The organism is Haloarcula limicola (genome assembly GCF_010119205.1).
GTDB lineage: Archaea > Halobacteriota > Halobacteria > Halobacteriales > Haloarculaceae > Haloarcula > Haloarcula limicola.
Window position 1 is genome coordinate 1,320,637 of the sequence record NZ_WRXM01000001.1, and the last position, 21,982, is coordinate 1,342,618.

A 21,982-nucleotide genomic window follows, 5' to 3' on the forward strand; every position below is an offset into this window, starting at 1 on the left:
TTCGCGCTCCGAGCGACGGCGTCCGACGACCGCTGTCAATCGAACGGGACCGCTGCTAGGTGTCAGTCGTCTCAGCGATTCGTTCGACGATCGACCAGTGTTCTCGGGCCGTCTCCGTCGTGAAGTAGACGGCCCCGTAGTCGGAGTCGCTGTGTTCGACCAGCCCGTGCTTCGAGAGCACGTCGAGGTGGTGTTCGACCGTCTTGTAGTTGAGCGAGAGGTCGTCGGCGAGCCGGTGGCGGTTCCGCGGTCGCTCATCGAGGGCGCGAAGGATCCGGACCCGGTTGGGCCCGCCCTCGGTGCCGGCGAGGACCTGCCAGAGCACGGTCTCCATCGGCGACACGGACGCGTTGGGACGCCCTTAGTATACGCCGCGTATCAGCGGTAAGCCGACTCAGTGATCGTCGTCGTCGCCGTCGCGCCGAGCGTCGACTGCGGCCAGGAGGTCGAAGACCTCGTACTCTGCCGCTTTATCGGGCATAAAGAACCCGGTGGCGACGATAGTGTACACTCGGCCTCGGCGGAGGCGGGCGTCGAACTCCGCGTCGAAGGGGTTGTCGTTCTTCGAACTCGCGGGTCGCACTTCGAGCTCGTAGCGGTCCGGCTTGACCGTCAGGTAGTCGCTCTCCTCGCCGAATTCGAGGTCCTCGACGAGGACAGTATCACCCTCGTCGAGGGTCACGTCGACGTCGGGAGCGTCCGGCGAGGCGTGGATCACTCGGACGCGCGCCCGGTCTCGGCGGGTGCTACGGTCGTCCTCGTAGACGAACACCTCGAAGTCGTCCTCCTCGAACTCGCCGGTGGCGACGACGGTGTACGCCTCGTCCTCCTCGAGCTCCAGGTCGTCCTCGAAGACGATGGCGTCCCGGTCGCCGGCGGCGGTTATCTTCACCTCGTACTCGTCCGGTTCGACCCGGAGATAATCCGAGATAGTGCCGTACTCGACGTCCCTCAGCACTCGGTCGCCGTCGACGTAGACGTCGACGTCCGGAGCGTCGGGGGACGCGTGGACGACCCGGACGAGGGCGTCCTCGTCGTCGTAATCGTCATCGTCGTCATCGTCGTGGGCGCTCGCGACGCCCGCGATGGCGGATGCGGTTCCGGTCGCAGCGATACCTCGCAACACGTCTCGTCGATCTGGTGTCATATGGAATACACCGTCAGAAAGAGAGGATTACCGACACATGAACGATTTCCAGATTCCTACCGGGAACGGACACGACTCACGCACGAGTCGGACACGAGTCGTCCCGGAGTCGGACACGAGTGAGACACGAATCGGCCACCAGTCACACCGGCGGTAGACACGACTTATCCACGAATCGGTACCTTCTCGCCCAATTACACCGCTTCGAGCGCGTCGAGGAGGTTGCACTTCCGACACAGGTCCCGAGCGGTCGGCGCGCCGCAACTGTCGCACTCGCCGAACTCGGCGTCGGCGTCGTCGCCGCCGTAGGCGTCGGCCGCCAGCGCCGCGAGTTTCTCGTAGCCGGCCATAATCGAGTGTCGCGTGCCGGGGTGGTTCTCCTCGAGGCCGAGCATCAACTGCTGGACCTCTCCCCGATAGGCCTCCTCGGCGTGGGGACACTCGGTGATGTGGGCCGGCAGGTCCCGGAAGCGGGCGTAGAGCGCGATCTCTTTCTCGGGAACGTCCCGAAGCGGTTTCGCTCGCGGGACGTGGTGCTCCTGTTTCTCGCGCGTTCGCTCGGTCGGCGCGTCGCCGTCGGACCCCGTCTCGAACGGTCCGAGCGAGGCGTCGAAGTGCTGGGCCATCTGCTCGACGTCCCCTTCGAAGAAGTTCATCAGCGCCGTCTCGGCCTCGTCGTCTAAGTTGTGGCCCGTCAGCAGTTTGTCCGCGCCCAGTTCCTCGGCGTACCGCGAGAGCACGTCCCGGCGGAAGACCCCGCAGTACGCGCAGGCGGCCATCCCCTCCGGGTCCTTCTCGACGACGTCGTCCATCCGGACATCGAACTCCTCGGCGTAGGAGACGACTTCGTGGCGGATACCCAGGTCCTCGGTCAGTTCCTCGCAGGCCTCCAGGCTCTTATCGCGGTAGCCCTCGATCCCCTCGTGAATCGACAGGGCGACGAGTTCGATGCGCGGGTCGCGCTCGAAGACGTCGTGGAGGATCGACGTGAGGACGACGCTGTCTTTCCCGCCCGAGAGCCCGATGACCCACGTGTCCGGGTCCTCGGGGGTGGCGTCGTCCGGGACGAGGCCGTCCTCGCGCACCCGCCGCCGGAGCCGCTTCTCGACGGTCCGGCAGAGGTGGTCCTCACAGAGGTGGAGCCCCGAGTACGCCGCGTGCAACACCGCGTGATCCCCGCACTTGTCACACTCCATCGTCTCCGCTTTCGTGCGAGCGGTGGTGAGGGTTTCGTCTCGGTTCAGGTTCGGTCGTCGTGGCCCACGAGGACACGGACGGTCGAGAGCGGCTCTACGAGAGCGCGCCCGGGCCGCGTTCGAGGGCGTCGAGCACAGTGTCGATATGGCGGTCCCGAGCACTCGAACTGAACAACTCGTGACCGCCGTCGTACAGGCGGATGCGGTCGGCGGGCAGGCGCTCGCCGATGGCTCTCGGATCCACTATCTTGTCCGTGAGACTGCAGAATGCGACGGCGTTCTCGCGGGCCGGCGGGAGAGAGGCGTGCGCCCGGCGGGTCGTTCGCAGGAACGCGGGCGAGGCCGCGTCCGGCCCGTCGCGTATCTGTTCCTCGGTGGCGAGGTCGCCGATGGCCTCGCGTTCGAGCGTCCCAGTGGGGAGGAACGGTTCGGTGACGGGCAGCCGTGAGAGCGCCTCGACGACCGCCTTCGGGAACGGGAGGTCGTCGCCCCACCACGGACTGAGGTAGACGCGGTTCGTGACGCCGTCGACGTCGAGGTGAGCCGTCGTCAGCCCACCGGCGCTGTGGGCGAGAATCGGGAAGTCGTCGAGGTCGGCGGCGTACTCTCTGACCGGTGCGACCCACTCGCGCCGGACGTCGGTGATGTGCGTCGGCAGTTCGACGGCGTGGACGCGATAGCGCTCGGCCAATCGGTCGACGAGCCATCGAACGTTCTCGTGACGGCAGCGGTTGCCCCATCCGAGGACGAGCAGGCAGTCTCGCTCCGCTCCGTCGTCATAGACGCGAACCTGCATGGCCGGGCCTTCGACGGCCCCCTGTAAAAGGCCGTGGCCGGCAGAGCGTCAGCGATTTGCCCGCTCGCCCGCTACGGACGATCAATGAGCATGGACCGCGCGGCGGCCGTTTCCCGGGTCGAGGACGTCGTCGCCACCGTCGAGGCGGAGACGATGCCGGTCCCAGTCCGAGAGGTCTGGGTGTACGGCGACGTGGCGCTGGGACTGGACCCCATCGAGCGCCTCGATATCTACGTCACCAAGGACATCCTGTTCAAGGACGCCCCCGAGCGGAGCGAGGAGTTCGAGCGGAGCCACGGCGTCGACGGCGTCGGCAAGACGGTCCGGGCCGAGTGGGCCGACGAGTACCCCGAGTACCTGCGCGCCAACGCCAGCGGCCACGCCGCCCCCGAGAAGTGTCTGGCCGCACACCTCTTGCCCGATGACGGCGACGCGCCGATTCACCTGGAGGTCTGTAACGCCTCTTTCGACGACAACGTCACCCAGCGGCTACAGGGAGCGATGGCCCGCGACGACTACGAGCAGATCCTGGACCCCCGCGGCGCGTGCCTGTGGGTGGACGGACAACGTTCCGAGGAGGCCTTCGAGAAGCTCCGCGACGGCGACTTCGTCCTGCCGACGCTGTCGGGCGCGCTGGAGATGCTCGGGATGGACGACGGGGAAGCCGGCGAGGCCGCCGACGCCGTTCGGGCCTACCGCGAGCGTCAGGAGGGCGCGACGGTCCGCGGCGACGTGGTGTGATGGTATAAATTATCCTACACTAACAGACATACGTCGGGAGTCGAGAGTGTAAGCTAGCAGCCATGATCGATCCGATCCCGCGCCGGATGACCGCCGACGTCGACGACGATTTCGTGGTGTTTCGCATCGGCATCCGCCTCAACAAGCTCTGGAAGGTCCACGAGTGGCTCCCGGTCTTCCTCGCGATGCCCCGGATGTTGCGGGAACTCGACGCCGACCCCGACAGCGGGCTGCTCGGGTACCGGACCAGTTTCGGCATCAGGAATCACACTCTGACGCAGTTCTGGCGGTCCTTCGAGGAATTACACGCGTACGCCCACGACGCCGACCGAGAGCACGTACCGGCCTGGGAACGGTTCGTCCAGAGGGTTAGCGAAGGCGGCGACGTGGGTATCTGGCACGAGACCTACCGCGTTCGAGCCGGCGACCACGAGTCCGTCTACGTCAACATGCCGCCGTTCGGACTGGGAGCCGCGACCGGTCTCGTCCCGGCGACGGGCGCTCGGGCGACCGCGTCGGAGCGGCTCGGGCGGACCGGCGACGGAGCGACGGCCGACGAGGACGGAACCGACGCCTGATCGACGACCAAGCGCTTTTGTCGAGCCGCGCGTACACCGACCGATGGCGCAACTGGTCTCCCTCGCCGTCCGAACCCTCCACGTCCTCACCGTCGCGGTGCTGGTCGGCAGCACCGTCGCGCTCTGGTACGGCTACCGAACCGCCGCGGTGACCGATCTCGCCGCCGCTAGACGGTACGAGTGGCTGTTCTGGGGCGCGCTCGGCGTCCTCGTCCTCACCGGCGTCGGCAACCTCGGCGCGCTGGGCGTGCCCGGACCGACGACCGACTGGGGCCGGACGCTGCTCGCGAAACTCCTCGCGGTACTGGGCGTCGTTCTCGGGTCGGCGATCAGAACGCTCGTCGTCGTCCGGGCGGGCGAACGGAACGGCTCCGGAGCCGATACCATGAATATGGCCCTCCGCGGAACGCTCGGCCGATCCTACGGCGTGACGGCCGGCGCGCTCCTCGCGCTGGTCGTCCTCGCGGAGGTGCTGGCACATGGCTGAGTCGGCCACCGACGGCCGGCGACTCGACCTCCTCCCGTGGGCGCTCGGCACCGTCGACGTCGTCGCGTTCGCCCTCGTCGGCGTCGTCGCCGCCCACGCGGCGGGCGCTCTCGGGGGTTTCCTGCGGGGCCTGAACACGCTCGCAGGCGTCGCCGTCTTCCTGTATCTCTGGGCGATATTCGTCCTCGCCGCGCGCTGGGTGCTCTCGGCGGCGTCGCTCGCCGACGACTCGCTACGGTCGCTCGCACTGCGGGGCGTCGCGGTCGGCGGGGTCGGCGGTACCGCGTTTCTGCTCGGCATCCTCGCGGTCACCGCCGTCCCGCAGTTGCTCGTGAGCCAGCCGGTCTCGGCGCTACTGGTCGTCCTCATCGGAATCGTCGTCGCCGCGCCGGTCGGTGCCCTCGTGGGACTCGTCCTCGGCGGTCTCGATATCGCCCTCTACCGAGCCGCCGGCTACCTGCTCCCCGAGGAACCCAGTCGAGAGACGGCCGACGCGCCGCCGACTACACCCGACCGACGGTGACGAAGAACGGGACCGTCTCGCGGCGCTCGTAGTCGTCGGTCTGCATCTGGGATATCACGTCTCGTCCCATCTCCCGCCAGCGCTCGCGCAGCGCGTCGTACTCCTCCGGCGTGGTCTCGCCGGCGAGGATCGTCTCCCGGTCGCTCGCCAGCCCCTCGCCGGTGGCCTTCCGCCGGGCGGCCCGCACCGCCGCTTCGCCGTAGGGCGGTTCGACGGTCCGCTCCTGGTCGTACCGGCGCGTCGAGACCACGTCGAGACCCGCCGCCTCGAACACCTCGGCGGCGTCGGCCCCCAGCGTCACGTCGGTTCGGACGCCGTCCAAGAAGTAGCGCCGCGCTCGCCGAGCCAGAACGGGTTCCCGGTCGACGGTCGAATCGACGGTGACCGCGCCGTTGTTCGGTTCGACCGCGGCGACCCGGTCGCTCGCGACGCGGGCGAACTCCCGAACCGCCGCCTCGGGGTCGGGGAGGTTGATGAGCAGCGCCTGACAGACCACGAGGTCGAACGAATCGTCGGCGAAGGGGAGCCGCGTCGCGTCGCCGCGGACGGCTGGGCCGTCCACTCCGGCGAGCAGTTCGGCGTCGGCGTCGAGCCCGACGACCGTCCCGCCCGACTCCTCGCGGAGAACTCGCGTCAGCTCGCCGGTGCCACAGCCGACGTCGAGGACGCGCTCGCACTCCCCGAGGGCGAGGTCCGACAGCGCCGCTCGGGAATCGTCCCACATCCCGGTCCGGGTCGCGTCGAGGTAGTCGGCTGAGAACTCGCGCACTGTCGGAGAGAGACGGGTCGGCGGCAAAAAGTTCGCGATTAGCGCGCCGTGAGGATTATCGCCTTCGTGAAAACCTATTCGTCGCGCAGTTCCCGCACTCGCTCGATATTCCACGCGAAGCCCTTGCCGTTCTCGGTCGGCGTCTCCAAGACGAACGGCACGTCCGCCACGGCGTCGTGGTTGACGAAGGCGCGCATGCCGGCCTCGCCGATCTCGCCCTCGCCGACGTGGGCGTGTTCGTCCTTGTTCGTCCCACAGGCGTGTTTCGAGTCGTTGAGGTGGACGCAGGCCAGCCGGTCCAGCCCGACCACGTCGTCGAACTCGGCGACGGTCTCCTCGACCCCCTCCGGGGAGGAGATGTCGTAGCCCGCGGCGAACGCGTGGGCGGTATCCAGACAGAACTCGATGTCCTGGTCGGTCCGCTCGCCCACCGTCGCCAGGTGCTCGAAGTCGCCGCCGAGCTTCGTCCCGCTCCCGGCGTCCGATTCGACGAGGACGGTGACGCCGTCGGGGATCGCCAGGTCGTCAAGCACGCTCGCGGCGTTGTCGAGACCGCCGTCGACACCCGCGCCGGTGTGTGCGCCCAGGTGGACGTTGACGTACTCGATGCCGAGTTTCGCGGCCGCCTCGACCTCCTTCTGCATGGAGTCGCGGGACTTCTCGCGGAGGTCCGCCTTCGGCGTACAGAGGTTCACGAGGTACGACGAGTGGATGACCCACGGGCCGACGCCGTTGTCCTCGCTCAGCTCTCGGAACCGCTCGGCCTCCTCGTCGTCGATATTCGGGTCCTGCCAGACCTGCGGCGAGTGAGAGAAGATCTGCCCGCAGTTGCCCTCGTACTCGACTTGCTCCGTAACGGCGTTGTACGCACCGCCCGCGATGGAGGTGTGTGCACCGACTCTGACCATGGTTCCGGTCGGCGACGACACGACAAAGAGATTCCGAACTGTCCGTCGAACCGACACGCGCTACGGCGAGCGGCGAACCCAGGCCTCGGTATCGTATTTCGACTCCGCGCGCTCGCGCGCACGCGAGCGCTCCTCGTCGGTCCACTCGCTTTCCTCGGCGTCCACCCATTCGGCCAGCGTCTCTTTTAGCGTCTCTACGGCCGTCTCCCGCTCGATATCTGCGTATTCGTCGATGGCACCCACTCGCTCGCGGAACGCGTCGATGTCGATATCGCCGGAGAAACAGCCGCAGTGGCGCTCGGGTCGCAGCGAGAACGACAGCGACCCGTGCTGGACGACGGCGTCTCGCTGTCGGTACTGGGCGTTCCCGCCGAGTTTGCGGCCGTCCGAGCCGACGATGTCGTGAGCGGGGTGGAGTTCGCGGAGGTAGCAGGCCGGTCGGTGGACGGCCTCGCGTTCGCCGGCGACGAACTTCGCGTCCACGCCCATATCCTCGAAGGCATCGAGAATCGGCTCGCAGAACAGTTCGTAACACTCCATCAGGTCGCCCGGGACGGCGTCGGCCGGTGCGACGATGCCGTACGAGATGTCCGCGACCGAGTCGTGATAGATGGCGCCGCCGCCAGTCGGCCGCCGCGTGACCCCGATCCCCTCGCGCTCGCAGTACTCCCAGTCGACGCTGTCGGGGTCCTGTCGATACCCGAGCGAGAGCGTATCGGGCCACGTGTAAACCCGGACGGTGGCGGGACCGCCGTCGGCGACCGTCTCGGCCGCTACCTCCTCGAACGCCATCGTCAGCGGGCCGTCGTGTCGCTCCTCGCCGACGACGCGCCAGTCTAGGTCCGCGAGTGTCATCGGCGACGGTAGGTGATGGGATGTGTTAGACGTTGCGGGCCGGGGAAGGGAACCGACTCGGCTCCTTCGGTATTCCTTCAGACCGGACCGCTGTACTCCGCGACGGCGCGTTCCATCACGCGGGCCTCCGCTTTCCGGAGGTGTTCGGCGGCCGTCCCCGGCGCGCAGTCGAGTCGCTCGGCGACGTCTTCGGTGGTTCCGCTCCGCGGATCGCCGTAGTAGCCGCAGTCGACGGCGGCGGCGACGGCCTCGAACTGCCGGTCGGTCAGCGTCGCCGCCGTCTCGAAGCGGCGACTGTCGTACTCACTGACCTCGCGGACGTCGGCCGAGATACCGTCCGGGACGGCCTCGATAGCCCGCTGGACGGTCCCGCCGGGACCGACGAGCGCGAGGCGGATGGTCCCGTCGTCGCGGTACGCGATGGGCGAGACGACCACGAGCCCCGCTCTGACGAGCGCGTCGACGAGCTCGTGGTCCTGCTCGGACGGGTTGCCGCGCACGTAGAGGTAGAACGTCTCGTCGGGGCACGTCGAGATGGCGTACTCGACGACGTTCTCGGCGCGTTCCAGCGCCTCGCGGTAGGGTTCGACCGGGTGGCCGTCGACGTGAAAGAGGAGCGTCTGTACGTCCTCGCCGAGCTGGTTACCCCGGACGAGGTAGCTGGCGTCGAAGCCGTCGTGCTCGACGACGAACTGGTGCATCGGATGGCGCAGGGCCGGCGCCATCGAGAGGGAGAGCCTGACGTACTTCATGTCGGTAGTTCGGACACTTGGTATAAAGGCACCTCGCAACAGAGGCAGCAATTCGAGGGGGGACCCGGCCGACGGGTCTCGTATGTCACGGACAGTCGGGGTCACAGAGCGCGACGCGCACGCAGACCTCGTCGAACCGATACGCGAGTACGTCACCGCCGAGGAGACCCACGAGAACGCGCCGGCGGTCGTCGTTCGCGCCGACGAGGTACAAGCGGTGCTCTCGACGCTGAAGGCCGAAGCGGGACTGGACCACTGCGCCTGCGTCACCGCACAGGAGTACGCCGACCGCTTCGAGACCATCTATCACCTGCGGAGCTACGACGACCCGACCCGCGAGCTGTCGGTGGTCGTCCCCACCACGTCGGACCGCCCCCGCAGCGAGTCGGCCGCGCCGGTGTACCGGACCGCCGAGTGGCACGAGCGCGAGGCCTACGACCTGTTGGGCATCGAGTACGACGACCACCCGGACCTGCGACGAATCCTCCTGCCGGAGACGTGGCAGGGTCACCCGCTGTCCCGTGACTACGACCGGGACCAGCCGCAGATCGTCACCTTCCGCGAGCATCAGCACCTGCTCGAAGACAGGCGCGCCGGTCCCGATACGATGCACCTCAATATCGGCCCGCACCACCCCTCGACCCACGGCGTCCTCCACCTCAACGTCGAGCTCGACGGGGAGCAGGTCGTCGGCGTCGACCCCGACATCGGCTTCATCCACCGCTGCGAGGAGCAGATGTGCGAATCCGGGACCTACCGTCACCAGATCATGCCCTACCCCGACCGCTGGGACTGGAGCGGGGCCGGTCTGGCCAACGAGTGGGCCTACGCCCGCGCCGCGGAGGACTTAGCGGACATCGACGTTCCCGAGTACGCGCAGGTGATTCGGACGATGTGCGCGGAGTTCAGCCGGATGCTGGGTCACCTGCTCGCGTTCGGCACCTACGCGCTGGACGTGGTCGGCGAGTTCAACGCTGTCTGGCAGTACGCGGTCCGCGACCGCGAACTCATCCAGGGGATCCTCGAAGACCTCACCGGCCAGCGCCTGATGTTCAACTACTTCCGGCTGGGCGGCGTCGCGTGGGACCTCCCGGAACCGCGCGAGCCGTTCCTCGAGAAGGTCCACGCCTTCCTCGATTCGCTCCCCGAGAAGGTCCGGGAGTTCCACGACCTGGTGACCAACAACGAGATCCTCCAGCTGCGCACCGTCGACACGGGATACCTCTCGCCCGAGACCGCGAAGGCCTACGGCTGTACCGGCCCCGTCGCCCGCGGGTCGGGCGTCGACTACGACCTGCGCCGCGACGACCCCTACGGTTACTACGACCAACTGGACTGGGATGTCGTCACGCAAGAGGGCGGCGACAACTTCGCGCGCCTCCTCGTCCGGCTGCGGGAGGTCGAACAGTCCGCGAGGATCGTCGAGCAGTGCGCCGACCTGCTCGCCGACTGGCCCGAAGACGAGCGCGAGATTCAGTCGAACGTCCCCCGCACGCTTCGGCCCGACCCCGACGCCGAGATCTACCGCGCCGTCGAGTCCGCCAAGGGCGAACTCGGCATCTACATCCGCTCGGACGGCACGGACACGCCCGCCCGCTTCAAGATCCGCGGTCCCTCCTTCTCGCACGTCCAGACGTTCCCCGCGATGGCCGAAGGCGAGTACGTTGCCGACCTCGTGGCGACGCTGGGCAGTCTCGACCCCATCATGGGCGACGTGGACCGCTAGCGAGGGTAGCAGTATTTAGTTTGGCAAGGAACGGCTCGAAGAGCCAGAAAGCCCCCGCTCTCTCGGCTCCCGCGGCTCGCTGCGCTCCAGTAGGTGCTTGCGTCGCCGGGGTTCGCCAAGAGAGCGGCCCCTTTCAGTCCCACCTGTATCAGCTGGTCAACCAGCAACTGGCGGGACTGAAAGGGGCGTTGTCGGCACGTAGCGCCGACTGCTCGGGAGACCGACGGTCTCCCGGTGGCTGGCTTCGGGACGGCGGACGACGTAAGGACCGCAGCGAGTCCCCCGACTGAAGCCAGCCGAGGCTTTCTGGCTGTGCGTACTCTACGAAGCGTAACTAAACAGTGCTAGCGAGAGTCGACCGTCTGTTTTTGTGCGTTCCCCGCCTACGCCTCCCCATGACCGAAACCGAGCAAGCGACGTTCGCCGGCGGCTGTTTCTGGTGTACCGAGTCCGTCTTCGAGCAGGTGAGAGGCGTCGAGAAGGTGGTCTCCGGATACGCGGGCGGCCACGTCGAGGACCCCAGCTACGAGGCCGTCTGCCGCGAGGAGACGGGCCACGCCGAGTGCGTCCAAGTTACGTACGACCCCGACGCGGTGAGCTACGAGGATCTCCTGGCGGTCTTCTTCACCACGCACAACCCGACGACGCTGAACCGGCAGGGCAACGACGTGGGGACGCAGTACCGCTCTGCGGTCTTCTATCACGACGACGCCCAGCGCGAGACCGTCGAGGCGTTCATCGACGACATCCAGCACGGCTACGACGACGACATCGTCACCGAGGTCGAACCGCTGGAGACGTTCTACCCCGCCGAGGAGTACCACCAGGACTACTTCGAGAAGAACCCCAATCAGGCATACTGCACGATGACGATCCCGCCGAAAATAGAGAAACTCAAGGACAAGCACGCGGAGCTACTGGCATGAGCTTCGAGTTCGCGACCGAGGTCGACATCCGCTACGACGACCTCGACACCTACGGCCACGTCAACAACGTCCGGTACGGGACCTACCTCGAAGAGGCCCGCATCGACTACCTCCGGGAGGTCCTCGGACAGAACGACGACGACCTGCTCTCGGCGGCCGGCGACGGGACCGGGATCGTCATCGCCAACCTCGAACTCGACTACGAGCGGCCGGTGCGGACCCTCGATAGCGTCACCATCGGCGTCCGCGTTCCCCGCCTCGGTACCAAGAGCTTCCCCTTCGAGTACGAGGTCCGCTCCGATGGCCACGTCGCCGCCACCGGGGAGACGACGGTCGTCGCCTACAGCCGCAGAGAGGAGACCCCCCAACCCATCCCCGAGAGCTGGCGCGAGGCGATCGCCGAGTTCGAGGGGCTCTGAGCGACGACGCGACGCTCCCGACTTGGCTACTCGCCTCGCTCGATGCCGAGAACGCGCCGCCTGAGCGCGGCGATGCCGTCCGCGCGGTGGAGGAGGACGCTCCCGACCACGCTCGTCAGCAGCACGTAGCCGACGGTGAACGCCGGGATCGTCTCGGAGAGCGTCGGCGTCGTCCCGGCGGCGGTGAGGAACGCGGCGATGACCAGCGAGAACTCCCCTCGCGGCGTCAGCGCCGCGCCCATCCGGACCGCGCCGTCGGCGTCCAACCCGAACGCGCGCCCGGCGTAGTACCCGCTGACCAGTTGCCCGACGAGCGTGACGCCGCCCACACCGAGAACCAGCGGCGCGACGCTCGTGACCACCAGCGGGTCCGTCTGCACGCCGATCCACAGGAAGAAGACGACGGCGAAGACGTCCCGCACCGGCGCGAGGTAGCGCTCGGTCTCGGGGGCGAGACCGGCTTTCTGGAACAGCCCGCCGGCGAGGAACGCGGCGACGGCCTCGCTCGTCCGCGTGAACGCGCCGAGACCGGCGATCAGCGCCGCCGCGCCGAGGGCCGCGACGACGAACAGATCGCCGCGAAGCGGCCTGAGCGCAGTCCCGATCCGGGCGGCCCCGCGGAGGGTGACGGCCGCGAGCGCCGCCAGAAACACGACGCCGGCGGCGAGCGACCACGCGAGGTCGATTCCGGTCCCCCCGACGACCAGCGCGGACAGGACGGCGAACGACAGCGCCGTCACGACGTCCTCGACGACGACGACGCCGAAGATCGCGTCGCCGGCCCGCGTCCCCAGCCACCCGGCGTCGACGACGGACTTCGCGATGACGACCGTCGAGGAGTTGAACACGACGAGCGCCAGGAACCCCGCTTCGAGCGGCGCGAACCCGGCGGCGAGCCCGACCAGAAACCCGAGCGGCAGGCTCGCTCCGACGTCGACGGCACCGGCGAGGCCGAACGCCCGTCGGTCGGCCAGCAGTTCGTCGACGCTCAGTTCCAGCCCCACGAAGAACAGCAACAGGACGACCCCCAGCGCCGCCGGGAGCGACAGCAACTCGGGCAGGGGGACGCCGATCGTCCCGCCGCCGAGACCGACGCCGAACGGTCCGACGACGACGCCGGCGAGGATGTACGTCGGGATGACCGACTGCCCGAGCCGCTGCGCGCCGAGCGCGAGCGCGACCAGCGATAAGAGCACCGCGCCGGCAACGAGCAGCGGGTTCGCCACGGCTCACCCGAGGAGGTCGGCCAGTTTCTCGTGGGCCTCGTCGGTCCCGACGGCGACGAGGACGTCGCCCGACTCGATTCGGGTGTTCGCGTCGGGACTCGAGATGGTCCGGTCTCCCCGCTGGACCGCGAGGACGAGGGCCCCCGTTCGACTGCGAATCCCGGTTTCACCGATGGTCCGCCCGACGACCGGGTCGTCCGAACCGACCCCGACCCAGCGGATGCGCGCGTCCCGCAGGACGTCGTCGACGCCCTCGGGTGCCGGTTCGAAGTACGTCCCGTCGTAGATCTCGGCGAGTTTCCGCGCCTGTCCCTCGGTGAGCGAGAACAGCCGGTCGCTGTCGCCGTCGCCGTCCTCGCGCCAGTATGTCTCCCGCGTCCCGTCGTTGCCGACGAGGACCGTCAGGCGGCCGCCGTCGGGGAACTCGACGGCGTATCGCCGGCCGACGCCCGGGAGGTCGGTCTCGTAGACGCGCATACGCGGACGTACGGGCAACACTCACTTCGCTGTTCGCGTGCCGCGGCCTCGATTTCTCGTAAGCCTGGTCCGACGTCACAGATAGCCGTAACTCGGCCTCTCACGCCCCTAATCGGAGTTTTCGAAGGCAAGCAACAGCACTTCTTGCACAGACGGCGACGGGCGAGGCGTGCGTCAGCTACACATCAGAGTGTCCGAAGAACACGAGTCCGAGGTGGCGTCGGTTCTCGACGACGAGGGAGCCGACTATACGGCACTTTCCGAGGACGGTACCACGCACGTGTTCGCGCCCGTGCCGACGCCGGCCGTCGGCGACGTCCTCGACGCCATCGAGGAGCGAGACGTCGGCAGCGACGCCTACTCGGTGGTGACGAGAGCGGAGTTCGCAGAGACGCCCCGGTTGCCGGACCTACAGGAGCGGTACTCCTCGACGGTGCGGACCCTCTCGAGTCAGGAGCTGCGGGGGAAGATTCGAGAGATGCAGTGGCCCTACCAGATCTATTACGTTGGGACGCTGCTCAGCGTCATCGCGGCGGCCGCGGGGCTGCTCGCCGACCTGCCGGCGCTGGTCATCGGGTCGATGATCATCGCGCCCCAGGTCAGTTCGGCGCTCGCGGTCCCGGCCGGGACGATACTCGGCGACTGGGAGATGGTCACGTCGAGCCTGCGGAATCAGGTCCTCGGCCTCGCGCTCGGCATCGCCGGTGCGGCTCTGTTCGCGGTACTGCTGCGGCAGTTCGGGTTCGTCTCTCCGAGGATGGCGGTCACGAACCTCGAACTGCTCGGGCTCCGGGCCTCGCCGACGTTGCTCTCGACGATCGGGGCCATCGTCGCGGGTATCGTCGGTGCCTTCGGGTACACGACCGAGCAGTCGACGTCGCTCATCGGCGTGATGGTGGCGGCGGCCATCGTCCCCGCCGTCGCCGCGGTCGGCATCGGCATCGCGTGGTCGGTGCCCGTGTTCACCTACGGAGCCTTCCTCCTGCTGGCGGTGAACCTCCTCGCTATCAACATCGGCGCGACCTGCACGCTGGTGGCGATGGGCTACCTGCCGAAGTGGTGGCAGCGAGACGGACCCCACTTGCGCGAGTTCAGGCGCTCGCTCCCGTCGAAGGACCGGGTCACGGTGTACGCGATGCTCGGCCTCCTCCTCGTCGCCGCCGCAGGCACCGGTGCCCTCACCGGACTGAACATCGCGTTCGCACAGGACGTCGAACGGGAGACCGAGGAGACGCTCTCGCAACCGGCGTACGACTCGCTCACCCTGATCGACGTGCAGCCGGCCTACGGCGGGCCGCCAGAGACCGACGAGCCGGTCGAGGTGACGGTAGCGGTGAGCCGCACCGCGAACGAGTCGTATCCCGACATCGCCGCGACGCTCGAACGCGGCATCGAGCGGCGAACCGGACAGGACGTGAAGGTCGTCGTCGAGTTCACCGGCACTCGAACGGCGAAGTGAGGGCTGAGCGGTATTCTCGCGCGGTCTCGGCACATCGGACCGTTTTCAATCGCTTCTGATGCTGGGAAACGTCTCGCCGCAGGCACCGACCATTCCTCATTCTGTATCGCGCTATCCGATTTATATCCTGGCTCGTGCCGACGCGTCGAACTTTTACGAGTCGGGCGATTAGAGCCGGTACATGGTCCAGAACGTGGCTTCCGTGATGACGGAGTTGGAACCCGAGGACTTCCACCTCCTGTCGGGCGTCGAGCAGGGGATGCGCTTCTCCGAGTACGTCAATCGCGAGAAGCTGACCGAGTTCTCCCGGCTGAGCGAGGAGAACGTGGACTATCGGTTGGACCGCTGTGCCGACCGGGAGCTGCTCGAACGCAAGACGATGCAGTACGAGGGGTTCAAACTCACCTTCGAGGGCTACGACGCGCTCGCGTTGCATACCTTCGTCGAGCGGGACACGATCGAGGGCTTCGGCGCACCGCTGGGCGTGGGTAAAGAGAGCGACGTCTACGAGGTGCAGTCCTACAAGCCGATGGCGCTGAAGTACCACCGCGAAGGGTACACCAACTTCCGCGAGGTGATGAAAGAGCGCGAGTACACCGCCGACCGCGACCACGTCTCGTGGCTCTACACCGCCCGGAAAGCCGCCGAACGAGAATACGAGGCCCTCGAAACCCTGTATCCCGACGTCTCGGTCCCCCAGCCGATCGACACCAACCGCCACGCCATCATCATGGAGAAGATCGACGGCGTCGAGCTCTCCCGGACCGGTCTCGAACCCGAACAGGTCGTCCCGCTGCTGGAACTCGTCTTGGACGAAATGCAGACGGCCTACCGCGAAGGGTTCGTCCACGCGGACATGAGCGAGTACAACGTCTTCGTCACGACCCAGGGGATCGTCGTCTTCGATTGGCCCCAGGCCGTGCCGACCGACCACGAGAACGCACGCGAATTGCTAACTCGGGACGTGGACAACATCGTGAGCTACTTCCAGCGGAAGTATCCCGCAGAAGTCGACGACGTCGACGTCGACGCGGTGGCCGACGCCGTGGCGACGGACTCGTTCGAGTCGCTGGCCGGCTATTAACGGTTTGCGGCGTCTCCGGCCTATCTTCTACGGACTGTTCTCGTATTAGCGATGTGTTCGGGCCATCTGATAAACAATATATAGCTATATGAAATCGGCATCGAGACAGATTCGACCGGCTCGAACGGACTGACTTGGACAGCGTTGCCGCTACTGAGTGAGAATCGGGAAAACGACGGCCGCAGCGGGGCGCAGTGGCCGTTAGAAGTCGCCGTTGACGATGCTCGCAACGCGCTCTCGGTCGAACAGGTCGTCCTCAGCGCCGTAGACCTGCTTCGCGGCGCGTTCGGTCACGACGAGGTTCGTGATCGGTCCCTGATACAGGGGGCCACCGCGGTAGACGTCGCCGTTCTTCACGGCGGTGAGTTGGCTGGCGACGTCGTGGTTCTCCATGAAGTCGACGACGGTGTCCTGGAACTCCGATTTCGTCTGGCTCTCGTGGCCCCGCAGCATGAGCATCGGCGGGTCGATCTCGAGCAGCGTCTCGTAGTCGACGGCCGCCCGGGTGGCGTGGAAGTCCTTGACGTCGGTCTCGGCCAGCGCGTCTCGAACCTTCAGGTCGCGCCACTGCTTGAAGCTCGTCCCCTCGCCGATGAGGTACGGCGAGAACTCCTCGGGCTCGTTGCCGGCGGCCCACATGATGGCGACGGCCGGGCGTTCGCCCTCGTCGGGGACGACATTCGCGACGTTCGACTGGAACGTCTCGTCGTGGTACGCCTTGAACGCATCGTAGCGGTCGGTCCGCTGGAAGACCTGCGCGAGTTTCCCGAAGGCCTCGTACAGCGATAGGTACGGGTAGCTCTGGTGCCACTCGTACCCCGTCGAGAAGATGCTGTTGCCGAAGAAGGGCGCGACGTTCTCGGAGATCTCGTCGACGTCGCTCTGCTTCCAGCCCTTCGCGCGATTGATGAGGAAGTTCGGGTCGATGACGTGGACGTCCGCGTCGATCGAGTAGAACTGCTCTTTCCCGACGCCGCTGCTCCCCCAGAGCTTCTTCATTCCGCTCTTGTCGACGCTGACGTCGGGAATCTCGTCGTAGTACCGCGTGTGGTATCGGCTCGGGAGCCAGACGCCCTCGGGCGGGTCCCGGCCGAGTGCGACGCCCATGTCGGCCCAGCTGCCGTTGTTGGCGACCCACGTCTCGGGGACCGCCTCGAAGGTGACCTCACCGACCGGCTCCATCGACACGGCGTAACTCCCGTCGCTCGATGCTTCCGTCTCGGCGTCCGTCTGCTCGGTCCCCGCAGACGTCGCGGCGTCCGTCCCGGACGTTTCGGTGTCGTTCGGCGTCCCCGATCCGCCCTCGCTCTGTGAACAGCCCGCGAGCGCGGCGGCACCGGCGAGGCCCGCGGCGGTCCGCAGTACGTTGCGTCTCGTTCGGCGTGGTTCGTCGGCCATGGTTTTAGGTTCGCCTAAAAGTTAAAAACCCTTCCGAAACGGAGACCGGCGCGACTACTCGTCGGGGAGCGCCCGCTTCGGGAGTACCTGCAGCTCCGGTTCGTGGGTAACGGTGGCCTCGACGCCGAAGACGTCGGCGAGGAGCTGTTCGGTGACCACGTCCGTCGGCGGTCCCCAGTCGTACAGTTCGCCGTCTCGCAGCGCGACGAGGTAGTCCGCGAACCGGGCCGCCTGTGCGATGTCGTGGAGGACGATCGCGACGGTGACATCCGTCTGCTCGTTCAGCTGCCGGACCGTCTCTAACACCTTGAACTGGTTGTGTAAGTCGAGGAACGTGGTCGGCTCGTCGAGCAGCAGGACGTCGGTGTCCTGTGCCAGCACCATCGCGATCCACGCGAGTTGTTTCTGCCCGCCGGAGAGCTGCCCGACCTCCGAGTTCCGCAGGTGTTCGACGCCGGCCATCGAAAGCGATCGCTTGACCACCTCTCGGTCCTCCTCGGTCGTGCTTTCGAAGAAGCCCCGATGGGGATACCGCCCGTGATAGACCAGGTCCTCGACGGTGATGGAGTCGGGCGACTCGTTCTCCTGTGAGAGGACGCCCATCGCGCGGGCGAGTTCCTTCTCGCCGAAGGACTGGATCTCCCGGTCCCAGAGACGGACGGTGCCCGACTCCGGGGAGAGGTGGTTCGAGAGGCCCTTCAGCAGCGTGCTCTTGCCGCTCCCGTTCGGGCCGACGAGGGCGGTCACCTCCCCCTCGGGGACGTCCAGTCGGGCGATGTCGACGATGGTCTCCTCGGCGTTGGGATAGCTCAACGCGAGGTCCTCGGCGACCACCGCGCTCTCGACGGGGACGCCCTCGGTGTCGGTGACTCGCTCGTGGCCGTGTTCGCCGTCGGTCCGCGCCATCAGAGATCACCCATCGTCTGCTGTCTGCGCATGAGATAGAGGAAGTACGGCCCGCCGACGACGCCGGTGACGACGCCGACGGGTATCTGACCACCGCCGAACAGGACCGCGAGTCCGAGCCGCGCGCCGACGTCGGCGACGACCATCAGCGCCGGGCCGGCGAAGAGACAGCCGACGATGAGCCGCCGGTAGTCGCTCCCCAGGACGATGCGGACGACGTGGGGGACGACGAGGCCGAAGAAGCCGATGATCCCGGCGACGGCGATGGCCGTGCTCGCCGCGAGGATGGCGACCCCCGAGAGGAGGAACCGCATGCGTTCGACGCGCATCCCGAGCGACTTCGCCGTCCGTTCGCCGAGCAACAGGACGTTGAGCTGGCGAGCGCCGCCGATAGCCAGGACGATGGCGAGCGTCGCGGGCACGATCGCCAGTCGGACTTGCTCCCAGCCGGTGCCGGTGAGCGACCCCGTGATCCAGGCGAGCGCCGATTGGACGACGCCGAGGCTGTCGGCGAAGAAGAAGAGCCCGCGCTGGAGGGACTGGAACACCATGTTGACGATGACGCCCGCGAGGACGAGGCGGACGGGACTGGTGCCGCCCTTCCACGCGATCCCGTAGACGAGGAGGAACGCGATGGTCCCACCCACGGCGGCCAGCAGCGGCAGCAGCGCCGAGGTAGTGAGCGCGACGCCGCCGAACAGAACCGGGATCACGATGGTCGCGCCCGGGAAGACGACGAGCGTCAGCAGCACCGTGAGACCCGCTCCGGAGGAGACGCCGAGGACGTACGGACTCGCCAGTTCGTTGCGCGTCACGGCCTGGAAGATAGCGCCCGAGACCGCCAGCGACGCGCCGACGATGGCGGCGACGAACACCCGCGGGAGGCGGATGTTCCAGACGACGAGACTCCGCCGGTTCATCTCGGGGAGTTCGCCGCCCAGCAGGAACGACTCCCAGGCGTCGAGGTCGAAGACGACGCTCGGGTTGAACACCGCTCGCCACGCCTGGCCGATCGTCATCGAATAGGAGCCGAAGCTCACCTGCACCAGGCCAGCGATGACGGTCACCCCGAGACAGGCCAGACAGAACGTCACGAGTTGGGGTGTGATCCAGCCGCGCTCGTCGGCGGTCTCCGAGGGGGCTGAATCGGAATGCGCACTAGCCATACATGGATTTAGGGTTACCTAAACAGCATATTATGGGTTTCGGTTCGGCATAGTGACTGAGAGATTCGACGGGACTCTCGGCGAACAGTACGGGAGTTTTTCGGTCGGAGCGGCGTTCGCTGTAACACCCTCCTACTTTTAGGCTCGCCGAAATACCGGAACGAATATATGTATTTAGGTGTCCCTAAACGATAATGCCAATCGACGACGACTCCTGCTCGACGCGGCGGCGGTTCGTAGCGGCGGGCCTCGGCGCGGCGACGAGCGGACTACTCGCGGGGTGTGGCGGATCGAGCGCCGACGGAGACGGGACCGAGCGGTCGACCGCGACCGACGCCGATCAGGGTCCAGAGACGGCCGCCGAGACGGACGGTTCGACCGCCGCGGGAGAGGGACACACCGTCTCGATGTCCCCGGTCGGCGAGGTGAGCTTCGACGCGGTTCCGACGGAGGTCTTCACCGTCTTCCCGCAGTACCTCGACATGGCCGTCGCGCTGGGCCACGGCGAGTCGGTGAACTCGGTGTACGTCCCCGAGATGTCGGGGACGACGATGAACCACTACTACCACCGCCTCGACGGCGTCTCGTTGGAGTGGGAGGGGTTGCGGGACCCGCTGAGCGACGGACTTCCGAAGGAACTGCTCTACGAGTTGGGAAGTGACGTCCACCTCGCCGACCCCGTGTGGGCGGCGGCCCAGGACAACTGGAGCGACGCCGACGTCGACGAAATATCCTCCCAGATCGGCCCGTGGTTTGGGAACTTCTACAGCGGGACGCAGGCGGCCCCGCCGAACGGCGACGGCGACTACCGGTACTACGGTCTCTGGGATTTATTTGGGAAGGTCGCGACTGTGTTTCGGGAGCGCGAGCGCTACGAGGCGCTCGCGCAGGTCCACTCGGACCTCGTCTCGCGCGTCCAGTCGAACCTCCCGCCGGAGTCCGAGCGACCGACCGCCGTGCGGGTGACGCTGGCCAGCGACGGCTCGAAGTTCTGGACGTACCACCTGAACGAGCCCGGTTACTGGCTGGCCGACACGCGGCCGCTCGGGGCCCGCGACGCCTTCGCCGAGAAGGACTGGGGTAGCCTCTGGGGCAGCGTCTCCTACGAGGCGATGCTGGAGGCGGACCCGGACGTCATCCTCCACCTCTGGGGACTGACCCCGAACTACGACATGGCGAAGACCCGTCAGCAACTCGAGAACCACTCGGCCGGGCAGACCTTACAGGCCGTCCGGAACGACCGGGTGTACCCCGCTGGGATGCGCTATCAGGGCCCCATCATGAACCTCTTCCAGATAGAGATGGGCGCGAAACAGCTCTATCCCGACGTCTTCGGCGAGTGGCCCGAGTACGAAGACGGGAGTCCGTACCCGGAGATTCCCGAGGAAGAACAGTTGTTCGACCGAGAGAGAGTCGCCGGCATCGTCACGGGGGAGGGAAGCGCGTGAGCGCGGCGGACGGACGCGACGGGGACGACGAAGACGACGGAGACGACGCGGCCGCGAGCCACTACGACGTCGCGATCGTCGGGGGCGGGCCGGCCGGCTGTTCGGCCGGGGTCTTCACCGCCCGCTACGGCCTCGATACGGCGGTCTTCGACCGCGGGAACTCCTCGCTGGCCCGGTGTGCGTACCTACAGAACTACCTGGGCTTCCCGGGCGGCATCGACGTCGAGACGTTCCTCGAACTCGCGCGGGACCACGCCGGTGCCGCCGGCTGTGACGTGGTCGAGGACATGGTCGAATCGATCGAACGCGGGGGCGAGAGCGGGGGCGGCTTTCGGGTCGAGACCCAAGACGGCGGGCCGGTCACCGCCGACCGGGTCGTCGCGGCGACGCGCTACGGCGGGGAGTACCTTCGGCCGCTCGACGGCGACGCGATGTTCGAGACCCACGAACACGACGGCGAGGAACACGAGCACTTCGACCCCGACTACGCCGACGACGACGGTCGGACGCCGGTCGAGGGGCTGTACGTCGCCTCGCCGGCGGGCGAACGCGACGTCCAGGCCATCGTCGCCGCGGGCCAGGGCGCCCACGTTGCCCGCACGCTCCTCGCGGAGTGGCGGCGCGCGGAGGGGCTTCCGGAGGGCGTCCTCGCCAACCACTACGACTGGCTGCGCCCCGACTCGGAGTTCGAGGGGGCGTGGGGCGAGCGCGAGCGCTGGCGGGAGTGGTTCGACGACCGCGCGGCCGACGCCGAGGTGGACGACGAACGCCTCTCGACGCTGCGCGAACGGGCCGTCGACCGGGCGTTCGAGACGCGTCGCAGCGACGAGGAGATCCAGCGCCTCACCGACGAGGGCCGCCGACGCCTCGCCGAACACCTCGACCCCGAGAGTCTGGTCGAGGCCGTCGGGAGCGACGCGGTCCTCGACGCCGTCGACGACGAGCAAATCAGGGAGTATCTGGAGACCGAACCCGTCGAGCGGACGCCGTAGCCG

The 21,982-nt window shown here is 67.4% G+C and carries 24 protein-coding genes; 11 read left to right on the plus strand and 13 right to left on the minus strand.

All coding sequences use genetic code 11. The features are described from left to right. Positions 1-55: 55 nt before the first annotated feature. The 4 genes from GO488_RS06755 to GO488_RS06770 all read right to left on the minus strand — a co-directional run bounded on the left by GO488_RS06755 (position 56) and on the right by GO488_RS06770 (position 3,139). On the minus strand, positions 56-334 hold the full coding sequence (locus tag GO488_RS06755; protein WP_162317013.1) for an ArsR/SmtB family transcription factor: 279 nt from the start codon (positions 332-334) through the stop codon (positions 56-58). A 60-nt stretch (positions 335-394) separates the two neighbouring features. Continuing rightward, entirely contained in the window at positions 395-1,147 is a 753-nt protein-coding gene (locus tag GO488_RS06760) for a DUF4397 domain-containing protein (protein WP_162317014.1), read from the minus strand. Between the two features lie 194 nt (positions 1,148-1,341). Beyond that, on the minus strand, positions 1,342-2,343 hold the full coding sequence (ncsA, locus tag GO488_RS06765; RefSeq protein WP_162317015.1) for a tRNA 2-thiolation protein NcsA: 1,002 nt from the start codon (positions 2,341-2,343) through the stop codon (positions 1,342-1,344). A 94-nt stretch (positions 2,344-2,437) separates the two neighbouring features. Continuing rightward, entirely contained in the window at positions 2,438-3,139 is a 702-nt protein-coding gene (locus GO488_RS06770; RefSeq protein ID WP_162317016.1) for an alpha/beta hydrolase, read from the minus strand. 90 nt (positions 3,140-3,229) lie between these two features. Here GO488_RS06770 and GO488_RS06775 point away from each other — a divergent pair, with 90 nt between their 5' ends. The 4 genes from GO488_RS06775 (at position 3,230) to GO488_RS06790 (ending at position 5,468) form a co-directional block, all read left to right on the plus strand. Next, positions 3,230-3,880 carry a DUF7095 family protein gene (locus GO488_RS06775; protein ID WP_162317561.1) on the plus strand — a complete coding sequence of 217 codons (651 nt, stop codon included), beginning with the start codon at positions 3,230-3,232 and terminating at the stop codon, positions 3,878-3,880. A 62-nt stretch (positions 3,881-3,942) separates the two neighbouring features. After that, a complete protein-coding gene (locus GO488_RS06780) occupies positions 3,943-4,458 on the plus strand; it encodes a DUF4188 domain-containing protein (protein WP_162317017.1) in 516 nt (171 codons plus the stop codon). Positions 4,459-4,501: 43 nt separating this feature from the next. After that, positions 4,502-4,945, plus strand: a complete 444-nt coding sequence (locus GO488_RS06785) for a CopD family protein (RefSeq protein ID WP_162317018.1) — start codon at positions 4,502-4,504, stop codon at positions 4,943-4,945. Continuing rightward, positions 4,938-5,468, plus strand: coding sequence for a DUF7965 family protein (locus tag GO488_RS06790; RefSeq protein ID WP_162317019.1), 531 nt, complete (start codon positions 4,938-4,940; stop codon positions 5,466-5,468). Before GO488_RS06785 ends, GO488_RS06790 begins: the two co-directional genes overlap by 8 nt. On the opposite strand, the gene GO488_RS06795 is transcribed toward GO488_RS06790, so the two are convergent. From GO488_RS06795 to GO488_RS06810, 4 genes are all read right to left on the minus strand, one after another. Continuing rightward, positions 5,449-6,192 carry a class I SAM-dependent methyltransferase gene (locus tag GO488_RS06795; RefSeq protein WP_162317562.1) on the minus strand — a complete coding sequence of 248 codons (744 nt, stop codon included), beginning with the start codon at positions 6,190-6,192 and terminating at the stop codon, positions 5,449-5,451. The two genes, GO488_RS06790 and GO488_RS06795, sit on opposite strands and share 20 nt — an antisense overlap. 119 nt (positions 6,193-6,311) lie before the next feature. After that, positions 6,312-7,145, minus strand: a complete 834-nt coding sequence (locus tag GO488_RS06800; RefSeq protein WP_162317020.1) for a deoxyribonuclease IV — start codon at positions 7,143-7,145, stop codon at positions 6,312-6,314. Positions 7,146-7,205: 60 nt separating this feature from the next. After that, positions 7,206-8,000, minus strand: coding sequence for a lipoate--protein ligase family protein (locus GO488_RS06805; RefSeq protein ID WP_162317021.1), 795 nt, complete (start codon positions 7,998-8,000; stop codon positions 7,206-7,208). Positions 8,001-8,077: 77 nt separating this feature from the next. Then, positions 8,078-8,752: a helix-turn-helix domain-containing protein gene (locus GO488_RS06810; RefSeq protein ID WP_162317022.1), complete on the minus strand. Its 675-nt coding sequence runs from the start codon at positions 8,750-8,752 to the stop codon at positions 8,078-8,080. Positions 8,753-8,834: 82 nt separating this feature from the next. Here GO488_RS06810 and GO488_RS06815 point away from each other — a divergent pair, with 82 nt between their 5' ends. The 3 genes from GO488_RS06815 (at position 8,835) to GO488_RS06825 (ending at position 11,823) form a co-directional block, all read left to right on the plus strand. Then, a complete protein-coding gene (locus GO488_RS06815) occupies positions 8,835-10,478 on the plus strand; it encodes an NADH-quinone oxidoreductase subunit D (RefSeq protein ID WP_162317023.1) in 1,644 nt (547 codons plus the stop codon). A 395-nt stretch (positions 10,479-10,873) separates the two neighbouring features. Further along, positions 10,874-11,404: a peptide-methionine (S)-S-oxide reductase MsrA gene (gene msrA, locus GO488_RS06820; RefSeq protein WP_162317024.1), complete on the plus strand. Its 531-nt coding sequence runs from the start codon at positions 10,874-10,876 to the stop codon at positions 11,402-11,404. Continuing rightward, positions 11,401-11,823, plus strand: coding sequence for an acyl-CoA thioesterase (locus GO488_RS06825; protein ID WP_162317025.1), 423 nt, complete (start codon positions 11,401-11,403; stop codon positions 11,821-11,823). The genes msrA and GO488_RS06825 overlap by 4 nt, the downstream gene beginning before the upstream one ends. 26 nt (positions 11,824-11,849) lie before the next feature. On the opposite strand, the gene GO488_RS06830 is transcribed toward GO488_RS06825, so the two are convergent. After that, positions 11,850-13,049, minus strand: coding sequence for a cation:proton antiporter (locus GO488_RS06830; RefSeq protein ID WP_162317026.1), 1,200 nt, complete (start codon positions 13,047-13,049; stop codon positions 11,850-11,852). 3 nt (positions 13,050-13,052) lie between these two features. Next, entirely contained in the window at positions 13,053-13,526 is a 474-nt protein-coding gene (locus GO488_RS06835; RefSeq protein ID WP_162317027.1) for a cation:proton antiporter regulatory subunit, read from the minus strand. Between the two features lie 190 nt (positions 13,527-13,716). Here GO488_RS06835 and GO488_RS06840 point away from each other — a divergent pair, with 190 nt between their 5' ends. Further along, a complete protein-coding gene (locus tag GO488_RS06840; RefSeq protein WP_206674382.1) occupies positions 13,717-14,985 on the plus strand; it encodes a DUF389 domain-containing protein in 1,269 nt (422 codons plus the stop codon). A 181-nt stretch (positions 14,986-15,166) separates the two neighbouring features. Next, positions 15,167-16,069, plus strand: coding sequence for a serine/threonine-protein kinase RIO2 (locus tag GO488_RS06845; protein WP_162317029.1), 903 nt, complete (start codon positions 15,167-15,169; stop codon positions 16,067-16,069). Between the two features lie 201 nt (positions 16,070-16,270). On the opposite strand, the gene GO488_RS06850 is transcribed toward GO488_RS06845, so the two are convergent. Genes GO488_RS06850 through GO488_RS06860 form a run of 3 tightly spaced genes read right to left on the minus strand, consistent with a single transcriptional unit; the run spans position 16,271 to position 19,539 of the window. After that, positions 16,271-17,467, minus strand: coding sequence for an ABC transporter substrate-binding protein (locus GO488_RS06850; RefSeq protein ID WP_162317030.1), 1,197 nt, complete (start codon positions 17,465-17,467; stop codon positions 16,271-16,273). A gap of 54 nt (positions 17,468-17,521) precedes the next feature. Continuing rightward, positions 17,522-18,373 (minus strand): ABC transporter ATP-binding protein, encoded by an 852-nt coding sequence (locus tag GO488_RS06855; protein ID WP_162317031.1) that lies wholly within the window; start codon positions 18,371-18,373, stop codon positions 17,522-17,524. Next, a complete protein-coding gene (locus GO488_RS06860) occupies positions 18,373-19,539 on the minus strand; it encodes a FecCD family ABC transporter permease (RefSeq protein ID WP_162317032.1) in 1,167 nt (388 codons plus the stop codon). Before GO488_RS06860 ends, GO488_RS06855 begins: the two co-directional genes overlap by 1 nt. Positions 19,540-19,733: 194 nt before the next feature. On the opposite strand from GO488_RS06860, the gene GO488_RS06865 reads away from it, so the two are divergent. After that, on the plus strand, positions 19,734-20,987 hold the full coding sequence (locus GO488_RS06865) for an ABC transporter substrate-binding protein (protein ID WP_162317033.1): 1,254 nt from the start codon (positions 19,734-19,736) through the stop codon (positions 20,985-20,987). After that, positions 20,984-21,979 carry an NAD(P)/FAD-dependent oxidoreductase gene (locus tag GO488_RS06870; protein WP_162317034.1) on the plus strand — a complete coding sequence of 332 codons (996 nt, stop codon included), beginning with the start codon at positions 20,984-20,986 and terminating at the stop codon, positions 21,977-21,979. The genes GO488_RS06865 and GO488_RS06870 overlap by 4 nt, the downstream gene beginning before the upstream one ends. Positions 21,980-21,982: the final 3 nt, after the last annotated feature.